Raw genomic sequence first — 18222 nt, forward strand, 5'->3', positions numbered from 1 at the left:
AAATATATAAAAAAAGACCTTCAATTGAAGGTCTTTTTAAATTATATTCCAAATTCGTCAATGCTTAGGCTATCAACTTTGGTAGTGTCCCTTACCGGAGGTTTCCAGCAGTCTACTTTTATAGAGAGGTTGGCAGGGCGTTCAAAAGGTTTTTCAGAAACTTTAAACACCATACTGTCGTCATCATAAATCTTTCTCATGTAAATACCCCATATAGGTAAAGCCATTGTAGCACCCTGACCATAAACAAGGCGTTTAAAGTGAGCTGACCTGTCTTCATTACCTACCCATACGCCCGTAGCAAGGTTAGGTACCATACCTACAAACCAACCATCTGATTGATTTTGTGTGGTTCCGGTTTTACCGGCAATTGGGTTTACAATTTTATAGGGGTAACCCGTCATACGATCGTAACCGGTACCACCGCCGCCGCCCCACTTAAGGCGTGCGCCACTTCCGGTTTCGGTAACGCCTTCAAGCAGTTTTACAATGGCATAAGCAATATCTTTACTCACAACCTCGTGTGTTTCCGGGGTATTCTGGTACAATACAACACCGTTTTTATCTTCTATTTTTGTAATAACGCTTGGTTTTACATACATACCCTGGTTAGCAAAGGTGCTGTATGCAGCAACCATATCGCTTACGGTAATCTCTACCGCGCCAAGTGCAATAGCCGGCTGCTCAGGAATTTTAGATGATACCCCAAGATTATGGGTCATATCTACAACCGCTTTTGGCCCTACTTTATTTATAAGCTTGGCGGATACCGTATTAATTGAGTTTGCCAGTGCCTGTTTAAGTGTAACCATACCCCTAAACTGTCCGTTAGAGTTTTGCGGGTTCCAGTCGGCATCTATGCCATATTTACCTTTAGGCATGCTAAATGGCTCATCGAGTATAGTATCGCATGGCGACATGTGCAGCTGCTCTATAGCCGTTGCATATACAAATGGCTTAAAGGTAGAGCCTACCTGCCTTGCGCCCTGTGCTACGTGGTCGTACTGAAAGTGCTTGTAGTTTATACCACCCACCCATGCTTTTACAAAACCTGTTTGTGGCTCCATACTCATTACACCCGACTGTAAAAAGTGCTTGTAGTAACGTATAGAATCTATAGGGGTCATTATAGTATCGCGGTCGCCATGCCATGTAAATACGGTCATGTCTGTCTTTTTACTAAACGATGCTATAATATCATCTTCGTCTTTTCCCTGGTCTTTTAGTATTCTCCAGCGCTCAGAGTTTCGCATGGCCCTGTTGATAATGCCTTGTGTTTCCTTTTCAGAGATATTTACAAAAGGTGCATTGGTGTTTTTCTTTTGTTCAATATTAAATTCTTCCTGAAGGTTGGCTAAGTGCGAATCTACTGCTTCCTCGGCATATTTTTGCATGCGCGAGTCGATAGTAGTATATATCTTAAGGCCATCGGTATAAATATCGTATTCGCTACCGTCTGCTTTAGGGTGGCTTTTAACCCATTTATCCATAAAACCCCTTAGGTATTCCCTAAAATAGGTAGCTATACCGTCCTGGTGGCTCTCTGGCGAAAAACGCAGTTTATAAGGCTCTCCCTCATATTTAGCTTTTTCGGCCTCGGTAAGTTTTTCATTTTTAACCATCTGGCTTAAAACGGTATTCCTTCTGTCGGTTACCAGTTTTCTTTTAGATTCCCTTGCCGGATTATATAGCGACGGGTTTTTAAGCATCCCCACTATAAGCGCAGCTTCATCTACCGTAAGGTCTTTAGGCTCTTTGCCAAAATAAGTTTTAGTAGCCGATCGTATACCTACAGCGTTATTAACAAAATCTACCGTGTTAAGGTACATGGCAATAATTTCTTCTTTAGTATACTGGCGTTCCAGGCGGGTAGCTATAATCCACTCCTTGCCTTTTTGTACAATACGCATTAAAAGGTTTTTAGAGCCCTCACCATGAAAAAGGTTTTTTGCAAGCTGCTGTGTTATGGTACTTGCACCACCACTGCTGCCCAGGCTTAAAGCTGCCCTAAGGGTGCCGCGGCCATCAATGCCGGAGTGGTCATAAAAACGTTCATCTTCGGTAGATACCAGTGCATCTACAAGGTATTTTGGCAACTCTGCATACTTAACCGGTGTACGGTTTTGCAGGTAAAATTTACCTATTGTTACACCGTCAGACGAAATGATCTCTGTAGCTACGTTAGAGTTTGGGTTTTCTAATTGGTCAAACGAGGGCATTTTGCCAAATACTCCCCACGAAGCCAGCAGGAAAAAAAGCACTACGCAAAGAAACCCGATACCGAATATCTGCCAGAACTTTTTAACGTAATACGAATTACCATGTGCTGAATTGCTATTGTTTTTTACTGCCATAATAGTCTTTAATCTATTGTGTTGATTCTATTCTAAATCCTACTTCTGTAACCCCGTCCAGCTCCTGCACACCGGGTACCTGCCCGGCCTGCCTTACGGCCTGCTGTATCTTTACAGTGTACTTACCCACCTTAGGGAAACGTACTTTTTCTTTATACCAAAGCTTGCTTTCCTTAATGTCGCTAAAACCGTTGCCCATAAGGCTTCCATCGGGGTTAGCCATTTGGTATTCAAGGGTGTCTACCTTAGTAATCTTAGTTCCCGGCTCTTCCATTTGTACAATAAGGTATATGTTATTGTACGGGTAATCATTGTTATTGCGCATTGTTACAAAAAGATTGTACAGCGATGTAGTATCTTTTTGCTCGAATGTAAATGCGGCAACAGCGTCTTTATTCCACTTGCCGTCAAATTCTTTATAGTCGTCAAAAACCCTTGCTTTATCGCAGGAGCAAACTAAAAACAGAAGCCCCAGGGCCAGCAGGCTAATTTTTATTATCTGCATTTTTGTTGTTTGGCGTTATTGCAGGGCCACTTTTAGGCGGGCCTGATGGTTTTTTCTTATTGTTATTGTTCCTGTTGTTATTCTGGTTGCCATTGTTAGGCTTAATAATATTACCGCCTTCTTTTGCAGGGGGTTGATTGTTCTTAGCAATAATTTTATTACCACCCTCTGCCACGGCTGCGCTTTTAGCAACAATTTTGTTGCTGCCATCGCCACCACCTTTATTGTTATTAGGCCTTCTCTTTTTATTTTTAGGCGCATCAAAACGGGTAAGGCTATCCTGGCCTACAGCATTTTGGAAGTTTTTCTCCGGCTCTATAGCGGCAACTTCTACAGCATAGTCTTCTAACGCTGTAACACGCTCTTTATTTTTATTAAGCGTTACCATTTCTTTAACCTGCTCTGCCTTAATAATATGCCAGTGTGCCATATCGTTAAGGTAGGCAAACCACATAAGGCCTTTAAAAATGTCCACCTTTTGGCATACAGCGTCGCCTTTTTCGGTATATATCTTAGTATCCATATCAGGTATGCCTTTAAGGGCATCAAGATACGTATCAAGCTCATAGTTAAGGCAGCATTTAAGCTTACCGCATTGTCCTGCAAGCTTTTGTGGGTTTAACGATAACTGTTGGTAACGCGCTGCAGATGTATTTACACTCCTAAAATCGGTTAGCCAGGTGCTGCAGCAAAGCTCGCGGCCACAAGAGCCTATACCGCCAAGGCGCGATGCTTCCTGACGGAAACCTACCTGCTTCATCTCGATACGCACGCTAAATTCGCGGGCAAAATCTTTAATTAGCTGGCGGAAATCTACCCTGTCATTAGCCGTATAATAAAACGTAGCTTTTGATGCATCCCCCTGAAATTCGATATCCGATATTTTCATTTCCAGTTTTAGCTTAATCGCAAGTTCGCGGGCTACAACCTTCATGGGTTCTTCTTTATCGCGGGCATCACTCCAGATATCTATATCCTTTTGCGATGCTTTTCGGTATATTTTAGGCACTTCGCCGTGTGGCTTAACACCTTTTTTCTTCATTTGCATTTTTACCAGTTCGCCCGTAAGGGTAACAATACCAATGTCATGCCCCGGCGAGCCTTCAGTAGCAACAATGTCGCCTATGCTCAGGGTAAGTTTATCGGTATTGCGGTAAAATTCTTTTCTTCCGTTCTTAAAACGCACCTCTACACAGTCAAACGGAGCTTCGCCCCCGGGTAGTGTCATGTTAGAAAGCCAGTCGAAAACAGTTAGTTTGTTGCAGCTATCGGTGCCGCAGGTCCCATTATTTTTACATCCTTTTGGGGTTCCGTCTTTAGATCCCGTAGAACAGTTTGTACATGCCATAGTGTTATTTTGTATATATAGATCGTGGCTTAGCCACTACGATTCGCGTGTTATTAAAAAACGATTTTGTGGGTAAAGATAGTATTTTTTTGTGGGATACCTGCAAAGGGCTTTTTGGGGCATTATTGCAGATGGTAGTTAGCTGATGCTAAAGTGTAGCAGGCTTGTAAGCCAAACCATAATATCTAAATAATAAAAAAGTTCCCGGACTAATCCGGGAATAAACCTAAACTTTATACGGTTTAGAAATTATGTAGTGGAAATAATTTATTATCATATTAACTCTGAGATTTCTTCACTTCGCTACGCTGCTGTCGAAATGGAACACAGCGCTTTTCCATTCGACGAAGGAGAAATCTCCAATAATTAAACAAGACATTTTTTTATTTAAGTAGGCGGGCAAAGCTAAATCTAAAATCTACCTTCTTAAATCTGATATATATTAATTCCTCCCTTTCTCTTCCGGGTATAATTCCTGTACGGGTTCGCTTTGCCAGTACTCTTTAGTATCAGCATCAAGAATGGTAAGCGGGCCCTTAAAGGCTGCGCCGGTATCTACATTCCAAATGTTAGCCCTGTTTACCGGAGTGGTCTCGTCTATGCGGGTAACAGGGGTGTGGCCTATAAATATTTCTTTATATTGCGTAAAACGTTTTGGGTAAAAAGGATGTAAAATATCAATTGAAGGGTCGAGTGCCAGGGCGGTTTCCCAAAGGGTACGGTCCCAATACAGCATTTTAGGGAAATATTCGCTCGTTACACCATTCATATTAGTAAACCCGGCATGAACAAACAGGCGGTTATCTGCATCTAAATAATAGTCTTCAAGACTTTCTAAAAACAGGGTATGCAACTGTTTTTTTTCTTCGGTCAGTTCATTATAAGTGTCCATAGTAATACGGCCGCCGTGGTTAAACCACTGCTCGCTGTACTCGCCTGTGGTAAGCCAGTTATGCAGCAACTCGTCATGGTTACCACGTACAAACACACAGTTGTGCGACGATTTAAGACTTATAAGGTAGTCTATTACTTCGGGCGACTGCCCCCAGCCATCTACATAATCGCCAAGAAAAACCAAAAGGTCATTAGGGGTAACAGCTGCGCGTTCCAGTATTTGCAACAGTGCTTTATAACTACCGTGAATATCGCCTATAACAAGGGTCCTGCTCATTTAAAGTGAAATTATGACAAAAGGCTAAGGTAGAAGTTTTGTTTGGTATCAAAAAATACTTTTGCTATACATTGGCAATTTTTAGTTTAAACTGCATTCAGTAAAATAAAAAGGTCTCATGTAGCATTATAACTATTTAAGATTTCACATTTTTGTCACGCAAAGGCGCAGAGCCGCAAAGTTTGTATCCTAACTTTACATTTTTCAGCGACTGTTAAGTCGCAAAGCTTTGCGACTTAACAGTCGCTGAAATGCAGAAAATATTCATTTTATGCTTTGCGGCTCTGCGCCTTTGCGTGACATCATTAAAGTTTGTATAAATAGTGTTAATGTTCTTTGCAGTAAGAGGTGCGGGAAATAATCAACAGCATATTTACTGCGCACGGTCATATTTCATTTTTCGCATAACGCGCATGGCCTCTTTAAAAGAAATATAAACGGCTTCTTCATGGTATGCCTTTAGCAATGGTTTTGCATCTATAAGCTTGTAGCGCGCCTCTGTAAAACCGTTAAGATAACACACCATAAGGGTGTGCGGCAGGTTTAGCATGTCTTTCTTTTCCCTTTCAGATAATGGTATTCCCTTTTGCAGTTTATCCAGCAATACAAGGTTAGAATTGTAAATATGAAACATCATCTTACGGTTAAACTGTGGGGGCTCGAATAGCAAAGCCGACTCAATTTTATAATACCCGTTATCCTGAAAGTTTATGCTTACCTGTTCTAAAGGGTAATAGCTGGTCTTGTCGTTAAGTCCCAGGGCTACATATTCGGTTATTACAAAACTATCATCGGTATATTCTATGCTTACTTCATCGAGCGCAGAATAAAATAGTTTTACCTGCTCGTTTATTAGTTCAATATCTACCCGGCTAAAGTAGGTTTTGCCTTTAACCACTTTTTTATGCCCTGCCCAGCATACTATAAAAAGCTCTTTAAAAACCTTGTACTTAGCCGTCATGTCTTTATGGCGGTTGGTTATAAAATCCATCACGCCTTCCAGGGTATACTCTATACTATTGTGCGAACTGTTTTCTATAGCGGTAACCGTATCGGTGTTTTGGGTATTTTCCGGGTTAACATCATCGGTATCTACCGGTAGTGAGTTGCTCCCGCGACGGATAAATACTGTACCTGCGGTTATGGTATGCACATTCTTTTTAAAGTAAGATGTTTTAGCATTAGGGCTTATGGTAACCAATCCTACTACGCGGTCTTTAGCCAAATGCGGAAAAGGCACGTTCTCATACTGTATGCGTGGCGGATTGATTAAAAAGGCATTAACAAGGTTCTGGATGCGGCTGTCGTCGTAAAAATCGGTGCCAATAATTTCGTTGTCATGGTCTTCTACACCTACAACAATATATGAGTTGTTATTAGGGTTAGAGTTAGATAGCGCACAAATGTGCTTTACAAATTTGCCCTTACCTTCTTTAGTATGCAGGTTTAGCTGGCGCTTTTTGTCATAAAAACTGCTCTCGTCGTTATGGGCGAGCAGGTTTTTTATGAGTAGGCGCTTGTTGATCATTTTTTGATTTCAGATTGTAGATTTTAGATTGAGCTGCACTCAGGTTTCGCCCGGCCTTGCAGGTTTAAATTATATTGAAGCCTGAAAGTGCTATCAATGCGATTAATCCCCTCCTTACAAATCTATTAAATAATAAACGGATACAAAAACACTCTATTATATTTAACGGAATAATGATGTGGCAATTAATGATTATTTTTGGGTTGATGAAACACTACCACTACATTTTTGCCGGGGCGGGGCTTGCCAGTTTAATGACGGTATATCGCATGGCAACATCGGGGGCGTTTAAGGATGAGAGCATATTACTAATTGACCCCGATACCAAGCAGGCAAATGACCGTACCTGGTGTTTCTGGCAACAAGGTAGCAGCGCATGGCAAAGTATTGTTTACAGAAAGTGGGATACCGCTGTTTTTGCCAACGAAAGCTTTACTACCAACCTTGACTTTGAGGGGTACCGCTATAACATGATTAAGGGTATCGACTTTTATACCTTTATTTTCTCCGAATTAAAGAAGCATCCTAATATTAAATTCGTTAACCAGAAAGTAGTCGATTTTAAAGACAGCGGTTTTAATGTGCTGGTAAAGGCCGAAGCCGAAAGTTATACCTGCAATAAACTGCTAAACAGTATTTACAATCCGGCACTGGCGGCAAGCCAAACTAAATACCCTGTGCTGCAACAGCATTTTATAGGCTGGCATGTAAAAACAACGATACCTGTGTTTAATCCTGTCCTACCCTCGTTTATGGATTTTAGTGTTGCCCAACGTGGCAATACACGTTTTATGTATGTACTGCCATTTTCTGAAACCGAGGCTATTGTAGAGTACACCTTATTTTCTAAAGACCTTTTGCCAGAAGCAGAATATGAGGATGCTATAAAAGAGTATTTAGTGACTAAAGGGGCTACAGAGTATGAAATTGTAGATAAAGAGCGTGGCAGCATCCCGATGACATCTTACCCGTTCTGGAAAAACAACAGTAAAAACGTACTCCATATTGGGTCGGCAGGCGGGTGGACAAAAGCCAGCACCGGCTACACGTTTAGAAATGCCGACAAAAAATCGGCACAGTTAGCAAGCTTTCTGCAAAAGCAGGACGATTTTACCAGGCTGTATAAAAAAAATAAATTTTGGTTTTACGATTTACTGCTGCTGGATATACTGGCAAAGAAAAACCATAAAGGCAGCAGTATTTTTAGTGCCATGTTTAAGGACGGCAGGGCAGCACACATTTTTAAATTTCTGGACGAGGAAACTACTTTTGCCCAGGACCTTGAGGTAATTTGGCAATGCCCTAAAGGCTTGTTTATAAGCGCGCTTATGCAGCGAATATTAAATATGTAATAATAAAGATTACGGTTATAGTAGTTGATTAATTTTTATTTACCTTTGTACCTTTAACTTTAAAGAGTAAAATTATGTATCCTGAAGAACTGGTAAAACCAATGCGTGCCGAACTATCGGATGCAGGTTTTAAAGATTTATATACAGCCGAAGAGGTAAAGAATGCGCTAACACAAAAAGGTACTACGCTTGTGGTAGTAAACTCTGTATGTGGCTGTGCAGCACGTAATGCAAGGCCGGGCGCTAAAATGAGCCTTGCTAATGGCAAAACCCCTGATAATATTATCACTGTTTTTGCAGGTGTAGATAAAGAAGCGGTAGATGAGGCCCGCAGCCTTATGTTCCCTTTTCCTCCATCGTCTCCAAGTATGGCTTTATTTAAAGATGGCGAGCTGGTACACATGCTGGAGCGTCACCACATTGAAGGCCGTCCTGCGGAGATGATTGCTGAAAACCTTAAAGATGCTTACGACGAGTATTGCTAATCTTTTTAGAGTTACAATTTTTAAAACCACGCAACGGCGTGGTTTTTTTATGGCATCTTCTTTTGTCCTGAAACAAAAGAAGCAATCCCGATAGCTATCGGGACAAGGCTCTAACTTCTTATGCTACAAATTACAAGCTTCGGCTAAATCATTTGAACTCGCTGTGCTCAAACAGCAAATGATTTTTAACGACTCAACTTATAATTTGCTTAACGCAACGAAGTTTAAGGCCTTAGCTTCACTCGGATTTGCTAACTCTTAGAAATATTATTACAGGCAATGCTCTAAATTTCTATTATTGCGAGTAATGGGATGAGTAAATCTGTCCTCTCTCCTTTTGAAGAGGCTTGGGAGAGGCTAAATTACCGCTGTATATTAAAAGTTTTTATTATTCCATAAAAAGACAGTACTTTTACGCGGATTTTTTATAAACAAAATGGAAAAGGTACTCTCTTATTTCGTATCTGTTGTATTTTACCTGGTGTTTTTGGTGTTCCTGCTCATCTTTCATCCGGTGCAGTGGCTGTGCTTTAATGTTTTTGGGTACAGGGCACATAAAAAAAGTGTCGATGTGCTAAACAGCCTCCTGGTAAGGAGCCTTCATATTCTTGGCACTACTATTGCATTTAAGGGTATAGAGAAAGTACCACAGGGTGTGCCGCTTATTATAGTGGCAAACCACCAGAGCATGTATGATATACCACCCATTATCTGGTTTATGCGCAAGTTTCACCCTAAATTTATCAGCAAGAAAGAATTAGGTAAAGGAATACCCAGCGTGTCTTACAATTTAAGGCATGGGGGCAGCGTTTTAATAGACAGGAAAGATGCCAAGCAGGCATTACCCGCCATAAAAGGCCTTGGCGAATATATACAAAAGCATAACAGGAGCGCTGTTATTTTTCCGGAAGGCACACGCAGCAAAGACGGAGTACCCAAACGCTTTAGTGAAAACGGTCTTAAAATACTTTGTAAATATGCCCCATCGGCGTATATTGTACCTATTAGTATAAACAACTCATGGAAGATAGTGCGCTTTGGCCAGTATCCGTTAGGGTTGGGCAGCCGGCTAACTTTTACCATTCAGGAACCTTTTGCCATAAAAAATATTCCGTTTGAAGAAGTGATGGAGAGAACAGAGAACGCAGTAATACAAGGAATAAAAAATTAAAAATATACTATGTCTATAAAAAACGTCCGCCTGGAGGTAATGCTGTTCCTTGAAAAGAACATAGATTCTTTTGTGGATAACTACCTTATACCAGTGGAAAAGATATGGCAGCCTACAGATTTGCTGCCTGATTCGCAAAACGAAAACTTTTATGAAGAGGTAAAAGAACTACGCGAAATTGCTAAAGACCTGCCTTATGATTTTTGGGTTACCCTTGTGGGCGACACCATTACAGAGGAGGCACTGCCTACCTATGAGTCGTGGCTTATGGATGTAGAGGGTGTGCACCAAACCGAAAATGTGGGTAACGGATGGAGCAAATGGATACGTAACTGGACGGGCGAAGAAAACCGCCACGGCGATGTACTTAATAAATACCTTTACCTAAGTGGCCGTGTAAACATGCGCGAGGTAGAAATTACTACGCAGTATTTAATAAACGACGGGTTTGATATTGGTACAGGCCGCGACCCGTATAAAAACTTTGTGTATACAAGTTTTCAGGAACTTGCTACCTATATTTCGCACAACCGTGTGGGGCAAATGGCTAAAAAATATGGCGATAATAAACTGTCTAAAATGTGCAGGCTTATTGCCGGCGACGAGATGCGCCACCACATGGCCTACAGCGAGTTTGTAGACCAGATTTTTAAGGTAGACCCAAGCGAAATGATGCTGGCTTTCCAGTACATGATGAAACAAAAAATTGTAATGCCTGCCCATTTTTTAAGAGAATCGGGTAATGCTATAAGCAGTGCTTTCGAGCAGTTTTCCGATTCGGCACAACGTGCAGGAGTATACACCGCTGCCGATTATGTAGACATATTGCGCAAGCTGGTAGAAAAATGGCAGATAGATAAAATTACAGGCTTAACTGCCGAGGCAGAAAAAGCCCGTGATTACCTTATGAGATTACCGGACAGGATGGCAAAAATATCCGAAAGGCTGGTTATACCACAGGAAGCGCATATATTTAAATGGGTTACACCTGCATTAGTAAAATAGTAAAAGAGGCTCAGGCCTCTTTTTTGTGGCATTTAATCATCTAAAAATTTGCTGTTTAAAATCTGTGTATCAGCATTAATTTTAAAAACGTAAGAGTCGCCAAGAAATCCACTTTTGTAAAAAATGACTATTTTACCATTGTATAGAATGCTTTTATCCTCTTTGCCCCAATTTTCTCTAAGGTTTGCAAGTGGTACATTAATATCGGTAGCATTAAATTTTCTCGCATAATATATCTCTATGCCCACAGCCGTAATTAAAGTGCTAAAAAACACTAAACCAAATAAGGATACAATTAGAGTCACAGTTTTTTTCATACAATAAGGATTACCATTATTAACTATAGATACATAATGTTATTGTGTCGTATATCAATACTATACGTTTGCATCCTGTTCCCTATAGAAACACTTATGGATTATAAATAATTTTTTACATACATAAACCTCTAATCTGTAACTTTGGGTGTATAATTTCAATTATAATGATCGATGAAAATCTTTTGGAACAATTTGGTGCCGGTATCATATTTATAAAAAAAGGCGATGTGCTTTTTGAAGAAGGTGACACGGCAAAATATTTCTACCAGATAAAATCGGGCGAAGTTAAAATGAATAATTATAACGATGAGGGCAAGGAATTTATACAAAGTATATTTGCTGTGGGCAGCTGCTTTGGCGAGCCGCCTTTATTTATAGATAAACCTTATCCGGCAAATGGCGTTGCAATTTTAGATTCAGAAATTTATGCCATTGCTAAAGAGGCTTTTTTTAAACTGCTCTTTGTACACCCCGAAGCACACTTAAGCATGACGGTTAACCTGGCACAGCGGCTGTACTTTAAATCGGTTATGGCATCAGAGATTTCATCGCAGGAACCGGAGCACCGTATCCTTAAGCTTATTGATTATTTTAAAGAAACTGTAAGCAAGCTTAAGCCTGCCGACAGGTATAAGGTAGAACTTACGCGCCAGCAAATTGCCGACCTTACCGGCCTGCGTGTAGAAACCGTAATACGATCTATAAAAGCTTTAGAGAAAAAAGGTTTTCTTACAATAGAAGACCGTAAAGTATACCGCTAAAATTTTTCACTTAAAAAAATCCTGTTTTTTTTACTGTTATGATTTGGGTCATAAAGTGCTCCCTGTATGTGTATTTACCTTTACATATATAAATACTAAAGCACTTTAATCATGAACACTTATTTAAAATATCAGGAAAATTATAAACACGGTATTATTGGTTTTGCAACAATAAGCATATTAGGCCAGAGCTGTTTAGGCTCTATAGCAGCTATGTTTGTACTTATGGGTGGCACCACACTTTTACAAATGGTACAACTGTTTTTTGTAACCATTTTTTGTATGATCTATAACGGGGCGGTTTTGTCTCAGCAAAAAGCCAGCGTTTCTTTTGCCATACTTACCATTAGTGTAGTTACCAGTCTATTGTGTATTGCATTAAACATACACGAACTTATCTAAATTACTTACTACCCAATATAAATTTATATGACCAATAAGCAAAAAGAGCTAATTACAGCTACAGTGCCTATATTAAGGGCTGGAGGAGAAACACTTACTAATTATTTTTATGCCCGTATGCTAAAAGCGCACCCCGAATTAAAAAACACCTTTAACATGGGCAACCAGGCTAATGGCAGGCAAAAATCGGCACTGGCAAATGCAGTACTGGCATACGCCGAAAACATAGAAAATCCCGGTGTACTTATAGGTGCTTTAAAAGGAATAAGCACTAAGCACAGAAGCCTTAACATACAGCCTGAACAATATAAAATAGTGGGCAACCATTTAATTGCATCTATAGCAGAAGTAGTAGGCGAGGCTGCCACACCGGAAATATTAGAGGCATGGACAGTGGCTTACTATCAGCTGGCAGACATTATGATAAACATTGAAAAGGAAATGTATGCCGAGAATGCCGCAAAACCCGGAAGCTGGAATGGCTGGCGAAAGTTTGTAATTAAAAAAATAGTGTCAGAGTCTGACGAGGTAAAGTCGTTTTACCTGTACCCGGAAGATGGCGGTGCCATAGCTAACTTTTTAGCCGGGCAGTATGTAAGCGTTCAGGTTTTTGTACCGGAGCTGCAATTACTGCAACCAAGGCAGTACAGCCTTTCGAGTGGTTTTAACCCGGAATATTACAGGATATCGGTAAAACGGGAAACAGGCATAGTGCCTAATCCTAATGGTATGGTATCGCAAACGCTGCACACAAAATCAGAGGGCGATACCGTAATGCTATCGGCACCCGCAGGAATTTTCCACATGCACAAAGAGGCTAAAAGTCCGTTGGTACTTATAAGCGGCGGTGTTGGGTTTACGCCTATGCTAAGCATGCTCGAAACTAACAAAGCAAATATAGAAAACAGCAAAACAGTATGGGTACATGGCTGCCGCAGCCATTCGCTTCACGCATTCAGGGAGCAGTTAACTACACTTAAGGAAGAACTACACTGGCTGGAAACATACACCTTTTATGACACTATACATGCACACGAAAACCACGGCGATAATGTGCTGCCCGGCAGGGTAGACCTGCACAAATGCAAAGATGCCATTTTACTAAACGATGCCAACTATTATATATGCGGCCCTGAGTTGTTTATTAAGGCGCAATACCAGTCGTTGCTAAACCTTAATATAAATAAAGACAACATTTTTTATGAAGAGTTTGGCCCGCAGATCATCAACCTTAACTAAACCGTTAGGGTTATCAGGCAACACAAGTGGTAATTTAAAAATTGTACTGCGCAACTGCACAGTAACCTTTTTTATAACACTGGTACTGGCGGGTATAAACTGCAATGACAAATCTTTGTTTGTGTTTTTCTGGATGCGGTCGTGGCTGGTTGCGGCTGCCATCTCTAACTTTTTCGCCTTCGTTATTTTTTCTAATATAATCCGAAATTTTAAGGTGGTTTGTAATTTTAAAAAGCGTTGGTATTGATAGCCAAGCCTTCAGGAAACTGAAGGCTTGGGTGTTTTATGCCCTAACCGGAACTCCATCTTTCATATATAGAAATTTTTAAGAGTTATTGTTATTTGTTGTAATTTTCTACACTGCAAAAGATGCGGCAGGCATTACCTGTTAACCGGTTAGTAACTACTTACATTCTGTTGTAGGTGTTTGTAAGCGTTTGTAAGTGGAAAATAAAATAATAACAATACTCTACTTGAAGAAAATATAACTATTGTGTTTGAGATAGGGAAGTAACACCAAATAATTTAAAGAAATGAAAATGATTAAAGTACAAAAAATAGAGATTTTTTTCTTAGGGTTTATATTGGTTTTTTATTTCTTACTACTTAAAACAAATCTATCGCAGGTAATCTACCTTTTTTTTAGTTTAGGATTAGCTATTTATTTTTTTCCATTGAAAGGAATAATTTTAAAACAAAATACTGCACTAACTGTTTTCGATTTCTTAAGAGGTTTTATGATGTCGTTAATTATTGTATTATCATATTTTTCATTTATGATTGGTAAAATAGGTAATGACCTTAAATTATTGCTGCTCGTTATGATGATATCAAATCTTGGATATATCTATAAATACGTTAGCATTAGGGATACAGGGAATTATATTATACATATATTATTGGCAATTCTTTTATGTATGACATATTTTAAATAAAACAAAGCTATTTAAAGCTATAAATAAAATAGTTACTATTAAATGCAGAATATTAAAATTTTTCGTAATTGGAGATTTTTTATTCTGCATTTTTCTTGTAACCTAATAATCATTAACACCCCCTTAACCATTTACAAACTCTTACAAACGGAACGGTTTTTGTATATTTATACACAGAAGAAAGTATACTATGCAGACAGAAATAAATAAAGTAGAACTACGAAATTTACGTGTAGAAGATTATAAAGAACTGCGCCTTACCATGCAGCACGCCTACAAGGAAGTTGATATGGATATGGAAGAACCCTACTGGGGCGAGCAGGATATAAAACGCCTCCTTAAAATTTTCCCCGAAGGACAGTTGGTTGTTCTGGTAGACGGCAAAGTGGTAGGCTCGGCATTGTCATTAATTGTAGACTATAAAAAAGCAACGGCAAACCACACATACGAGAAAATTACCGGCAACTATACCTTTAGTACCCACGACTATGATGCTGAGGTACTATATGGTATAGATGTTTTTATAGATCCTGCTTACCGTGGGCTGCGCCTGGGCCGAAGGCTATATGATGCGCGTAAAGAACTGTGTGAACAGCTTAACCTTAAAAGCATAATTTTTGCTGGCAGGATGCCTAACTATAGTGAGCATAGCGAAGATACTACCCCAAAAGAATATATAGAGAAAGTGAGGCTTAAAGAAATTCACGATCCTGTAATGGCTTTTCAGCTAAGTAACGATTTTCACGTTATTAAAGTAATGCGCAACTACCTTGAAGGCGATAAAGACTCTCAGGACTATGCTGTGCTTATGGAGTGGAACAATATTTATTATGATAAGAGCCCTTCGCTTATTAATACCCGTAAAAGTATTATCCGTTTAGGACTGGTGCAGTGGCAAATGCGCCCGCTGGCAAATGTAGAAGCGTTATTTGAACAGGCTGAATTTTTTATAGATGCCGTTTCGGGTTACGGCAGCGACTTTGCACTGTTCCCGGAACTGTTCGTGGCACCGCTCATGGCCGACTTTAACCATCTTAGCGAGGCTGATGCCATTAGGGAAATTGCGCGTTATTGCGAACCCATACGCAAGCGTTTCCAGGAAATGGCAATATCATATAACATTAACATCATTACCGGCAGTATGCCCATGGTAGAAGACGGTAACCTGTATAACGTGGGCTTTTTGTGCAAACGCGATGGTACGTATGAAACGTATACCAAGATACACATTACACCAAACGAGGTTAGCTACTGGGGTATGGTGGGCGGTAGCGAAATTAAGACTTTTGATACCGATTGTGGCAAAATAGGCATCATGATATGTTATGATGTAGAGTTCCCCGAGCTCGCAAGGCTAATGGCAGATGAAGGGATGGATATCCTGTTTGTACCGTTCCTTACCGATACCCAAAATGGTTACACACGCGTAAAACACTGTGCACAGGCACGCGCCATAGAAAACGAATGTTATGTTGCTATTGCGGGCTGTGTGGGTAACCTTCCCGGCGTTAACAACATGGATATTCAGTATGCACAAACAGCAGTGTTTACCCCATCTGACTTTTCTTTTCCGTCTAACGGGATAAAAGCAGAGGCTACGCCTAATACAGAGATGACCATTATTGTAGACGTAGACCTGGATTTGCTTAAGGAGCTGCATGAGTTTGGTAGTGTGCGAATACTTAAAGACCGCCGTCAGGACTTATACCGCATTAAAAAACAACCGGTAACCAAACCCGAACCTAAAAGCGAGAGCCTTGCCGAAATAAATATGGAGGGTATAGAGATACCTAAGCCATTAAAGCCTGCACCGGCCAGAACGCCAAGGGTTACGGGTACTACAAAGGTTACCCCGGCAAAGAGAACTCCTGCACCTGTAAAGGTTATTACAGCACCACGTGCTACAAACACCCCGCGTGCACCCCGCGCTACTCCGCCAAAGCCTACAGGAACAGGAACTGAAATAAAATCTACTAAAAGACAGGTAAAAGGGTAATGGAAAGAAAGTATCCCAAACGCAGTAAAAAAATTGTGGGTCGCAACTACAGTATATCTTATGAATTAATTGTTGACCATAAATTGGCAACCTGATGCAGGTATCTGTATTGGGGTGTGGGTGGCTGGGGCTGCCGCTTGCCAAAGCATTGCTTGCTAAAGGTTTTAGTGTAAAAGGGTCTACAACTACTTACGCTAAGTTAACCCTGCTTAAAGATGCCGGGATTGATCCTTATCTTATAGACGTTGAAAATTATGTTCCTGATACTACCGCCGAATTTTTAAGCGGAAGCGATATACTTATCATTAATATTCCGCCACGTGTAAAGGCAAGCGAGGCAACCTACGCTGATAGATTAAGTCAGTTATTGCCCTACATAGGGCAAGAGGGGATAAGTAAGGTCTTGTTTGTAAGTTCTACTTCGGTCTATGCCGATGATAACACTTTGGTAACAGAATTTACGTTACCTGTGCCTGATACCGAAAGTGGTAAGCAGGTGTTAGAAGCTGAGCTGCTTTTTGAGGAAGCCACAGCTTTTAAAACTACCATAATTCGCTTTGGCGGACTGATAGGCGAAGGCAGGCATCCTGTAAAATTCCTTGCCGGAAAAGAGAATCTTGCCAACCCTGATGCTCCTGTAAATTTAATCCATCAGGACGATTGCATTGGTATTATCCTTAAGATTATAACAGCAGATAGTTGGGGTGAAGTTTATAATGGTGTATCGCCACATCATCCTTCGCGCAAAGCATATTATACGGCTAAAGCGTCTCAATTAAATTTGCCTCTGCCACAATTTAATCATAGTGAACCATCTACAGGTAAAACTGTATCGGGCAATAAAGTGGTTGAGGTATTGGGGTATGAGTATAAAAATCTTCTTTAAATTTTTTGTAGAAATATAGGCTTTAGCACTAAGTATCATTCACTACAAATCAAATAAACAAATTACCAGATAACAAACTATTAAATATACCCCTGGCTTTTGGCTACATGAATGAGGTCTTTATCATCGCCTTCTACCTTAAGCAGTTTTTTAATTTTATGCTTGCGTGTAGCTATAATGCTGTCTGTAAGTGGTATGTACCTGCTTAAGTTTTTATTTTTTATCCCTTTGCTTAACAGTACAATAATGCGTACATCTATATCCTCAAGGGTAATCCCTTTTTCTTTGCGGTTACTGTAGTTTACTATTGTTTTACTGTAGTAGGTATCGCCTTTTAAAACCCTTGTAAAGGCATCGCACAGGTCGTCTATATTACAATCGCTTTTGTTTATAAAACCTTCCGGGTTTACCGCAAGGAGTACGTTACTTAATATGCTTACTTCCCGGTGCATGGTTAACACTACAATTTTACAATGGGGCATTGTTTTTCTTATAAGCATTGCAATGTCCCGGCCAGATTGTAAATCCATATCTGCAAAGGCGGGTATACTGTAGTCTATAAGGGCAATATCAAACGGAGTTTCGGTATGTTCTTTAATTTTGTTGAATGCCGATTCGCAGTCAGAAGCCTTAGTAAACATTAGCTCATCCTGATTGTATTCGATATTTTCGAACATAAAATTGTAACCATCAAGTATAGCCTCGTGGTCATCTACAGCAAATACATGTAACTTCTTCTTCAAAACTTAGCAATCGTTTTAGCA

General features: G+C 40.1%; 15 protein-coding genes and 1 pseudogene. 9 read left to right on the forward strand and 7 right to left on the reverse strand.

From position 1 onward, the window contains the following. Positions 1 to 41 precede the first annotated feature (41 nt). The 5 genes from F565_RS0110470 to F565_RS0110500 form a co-directional block, all read right to left on the reverse strand. The gene (locus F565_RS0110470) at positions 42 to 2354 is read right to left on the reverse strand and encodes a penicillin-binding protein 1A (protein WP_020213177.1); all 2313 of its coding nucleotides are present in this window, start codon (positions 2352 to 2354) and stop codon (positions 42 to 44) included. A gap of 13 nt (positions 2355 to 2367) precedes the next feature. After that, the gene (locus F565_RS0110475) at positions 2368 to 2859 is read right to left on the reverse strand and encodes a gliding motility lipoprotein GldH (RefSeq protein ID WP_020213178.1); all 492 of its coding nucleotides are present in this window, start codon (positions 2857 to 2859) and stop codon (positions 2368 to 2370) included. Beyond that, positions 2840 to 4207: a PSP1 domain-containing protein gene (locus F565_RS0110480; protein ID WP_020213179.1), complete on the reverse strand. Its 1368-nt coding sequence runs from the start codon at positions 4205 to 4207 to the stop codon at positions 2840 to 2842. Before F565_RS0110480 ends, F565_RS0110475 begins: the two co-directional genes overlap by 20 nt. A 442-nt stretch (positions 4208 to 4649) precedes the next feature. After that, entirely contained in the window at positions 4650 to 5378 is a 729-nt protein-coding gene (locus tag F565_RS0110490) for a metallophosphoesterase family protein (RefSeq protein WP_020213181.1), read from the reverse strand. A gap of 373 nt (positions 5379 to 5751) precedes the next feature. Next, on the reverse strand, positions 5752 to 6906 hold the full coding sequence (locus F565_RS0110500; protein WP_020213183.1) for an ATP-binding protein: 1155 nt from the start codon (positions 6904 to 6906) through the stop codon (positions 5752 to 5754). 206 nt (positions 6907 to 7112) lie between these two features. On the opposite strand from F565_RS0110500, the gene F565_RS0110505 reads away from it, so the two are divergent. The 4 genes from F565_RS0110505 to F565_RS0110520 all read left to right on the forward strand — a co-directional run bounded on the left by F565_RS0110505 (position 7113) and on the right by F565_RS0110520 (position 10919). Beyond that, positions 7113 to 8258 carry a lycopene cyclase family protein gene (locus F565_RS0110505; RefSeq protein WP_020213184.1) on the forward strand — a complete coding sequence of 382 codons (1146 nt, stop codon included), beginning with the start codon at positions 7113 to 7115 and terminating at the stop codon, positions 8256 to 8258. 74 nt (positions 8259 to 8332) lie between these two features. Continuing rightward, the gene (locus tag F565_RS0110510; RefSeq protein WP_020213185.1) at positions 8333 to 8743 is read left to right on the forward strand and encodes a BrxA/BrxB family bacilliredoxin; all 411 of its coding nucleotides are present in this window, start codon (positions 8333 to 8335) and stop codon (positions 8741 to 8743) included. A 436-nt stretch (positions 8744 to 9179) separates the two neighbouring features. Continuing rightward, on the forward strand, positions 9180 to 9914 hold the full coding sequence (locus F565_RS0110515; RefSeq protein WP_020213186.1) for a lysophospholipid acyltransferase family protein: 735 nt from the start codon (positions 9180 to 9182) through the stop codon (positions 9912 to 9914). A 9-nt stretch (positions 9915 to 9923) separates the two neighbouring features. After that, positions 9924 to 10919 (forward strand): acyl-ACP desaturase, encoded by a 996-nt coding sequence (locus tag F565_RS0110520; protein ID WP_020213187.1) that lies wholly within the window; start codon positions 9924 to 9926, stop codon positions 10917 to 10919. A gap of 32 nt (positions 10920 to 10951) precedes the next feature. Here F565_RS0110520 and F565_RS0110525 read toward each other — a convergent pair whose 3' ends face one another. After that, a complete protein-coding gene (locus F565_RS0110525) occupies positions 10952 to 11236 on the reverse strand; it encodes a hypothetical protein (RefSeq protein ID WP_020213188.1) in 285 nt (94 codons plus the stop codon). Positions 11237 to 11403: 167 nt separating this feature from the next. Here F565_RS0110525 and F565_RS0110530 point away from each other — a divergent pair, with 167 nt between their 5' ends. From F565_RS0110530 to F565_RS0110560, 5 genes and pseudogenes are all read left to right on the forward strand, one after another. Continuing rightward, positions 11404 to 12000: a Crp/Fnr family transcriptional regulator gene (locus F565_RS0110530; RefSeq protein ID WP_020213189.1), complete on the forward strand. Its 597-nt coding sequence runs from the start codon at positions 11404 to 11406 to the stop codon at positions 11998 to 12000. Positions 12001 to 12111: 111 nt separating this feature from the next. Beyond that, positions 12112 to 12402: a hypothetical protein gene (locus tag F565_RS0110535; RefSeq protein ID WP_020213190.1), complete on the forward strand. Its 291-nt coding sequence runs from the start codon at positions 12112 to 12114 to the stop codon at positions 12400 to 12402. Positions 12403 to 12429: 27 nt separating this feature from the next. Further along, positions 12430 to 13641: an NO-inducible flavohemoprotein gene (hmpA, locus tag F565_RS0110540; protein WP_020213191.1), complete on the forward strand. Its 1212-nt coding sequence runs from the start codon at positions 12430 to 12432 to the stop codon at positions 13639 to 13641. A 1125-nt stretch (positions 13642 to 14766) separates the two neighbouring features. Beyond that, positions 14767 to 16296: pseudogene (locus F565_RS21465) on the forward strand (GNAT family N-acetyltransferase); the annotation flags it as partial. A gap of 370 nt (positions 16297 to 16666) precedes the next feature. Next, positions 16667 to 17458 carry an SDR family oxidoreductase gene (locus F565_RS0110560; RefSeq protein ID WP_020213195.1) on the forward strand — a complete coding sequence of 264 codons (792 nt, stop codon included), beginning with the start codon at positions 16667 to 16669 and terminating at the stop codon, positions 17456 to 17458. Positions 17459 to 17538: 80 nt separating this feature from the next. On the opposite strand, the gene F565_RS0110565 is transcribed toward F565_RS0110560, so the two are convergent. Next, the gene (locus F565_RS0110565) at positions 17539 to 18201 is read right to left on the reverse strand and encodes a response regulator (RefSeq protein ID WP_020213196.1); all 663 of its coding nucleotides are present in this window, start codon (positions 18199 to 18201) and stop codon (positions 17539 to 17541) included. Between the last annotated feature and the right edge of the window lie 21 nt (positions 18202 to 18222).

The organism is Flavobacterium rivuli WB 3.3-2 = DSM 21788 (assembly GCF_000378485.1).
In the GTDB taxonomy this organism is placed as follows: domain Bacteria; phylum Bacteroidota; class Bacteroidia; order Flavobacteriales; family Flavobacteriaceae; genus Flavobacterium; species Flavobacterium rivuli.

What these genes read in the sequence shown, in the direction of transcription:
- F565_RS0110510 (WP_020213185.1), top strand. Translation starts at nt 8,333, where the DNA reads ATGTATCCTGAAGAACTGGTAAAACCAATGCGTGCCGAACTATCGGAT.
- F565_RS0110475 (WP_020213178.1), bottom strand. Translation starts at nt 2,859, where the DNA reads ATGCAGATAATAAAAATTAGCCTGCTGGCCCTGGGGCTTCTGTTTTTA.
- F565_RS0110560 (WP_020213195.1), top strand. Translation starts at nt 16,667, where the DNA reads ATGCAGGTATCTGTATTGGGGTGTGGGTGGCTGGGGCTGCCGCTTGCC.
- F565_RS0110500 (WP_020213183.1), bottom strand. Translation starts at nt 6,906, where the DNA reads ATGATCAACAAGCGCCTACTCATAAAAAACCTGCTCGCCCATAACGAC.
- F565_RS0110525 (WP_020213188.1), bottom strand. Translation starts at nt 11,236, where the DNA reads ATGAAAAAAACTGTGACTCTAATTGTATCCTTATTTGGTTTAGTGTTT.
- F565_RS0110470 (WP_020213177.1), bottom strand. Translation starts at nt 2,354, where the DNA reads ATGGCAGTAAAAAACAATAGCAATTCAGCACATGGTAATTCGTATTAC.
- F565_RS0110480 (WP_020213179.1), bottom strand. Translation starts at nt 4,207, where the DNA reads ATGGCATGTACAAACTGTTCTACGGGATCTAAAGACGGAACCCCAAAA.
- hmpA (WP_020213191.1), top strand. Translation starts at nt 12,430, where the DNA reads ATGACCAATAAGCAAAAAGAGCTAATTACAGCTACAGTGCCTATATTA.
- F565_RS0110505 (WP_020213184.1), top strand. Translation starts at nt 7,113, where the DNA reads ATGAAACACTACCACTACATTTTTGCCGGGGCGGGGCTTGCCAGTTTA.
- F565_RS0110515 (WP_020213186.1), top strand. Translation starts at nt 9,180, where the DNA reads ATGGAAAAGGTACTCTCTTATTTCGTATCTGTTGTATTTTACCTGGTG.
- F565_RS0110535 (WP_020213190.1), top strand. Translation starts at nt 12,112, where the DNA reads ATGAACACTTATTTAAAATATCAGGAAAATTATAAACACGGTATTATT.
- F565_RS0110520 (WP_020213187.1), top strand. Translation starts at nt 9,924, where the DNA reads ATGTCTATAAAAAACGTCCGCCTGGAGGTAATGCTGTTCCTTGAAAAG.
- F565_RS0110490 (WP_020213181.1), bottom strand. Translation starts at nt 5,378, where the DNA reads ATGAGCAGGACCCTTGTTATAGGCGATATTCACGGTAGTTATAAAGCA.
- F565_RS0110530 (WP_020213189.1), top strand. Translation starts at nt 11,404, where the DNA reads ATGATCGATGAAAATCTTTTGGAACAATTTGGTGCCGGTATCATATTT.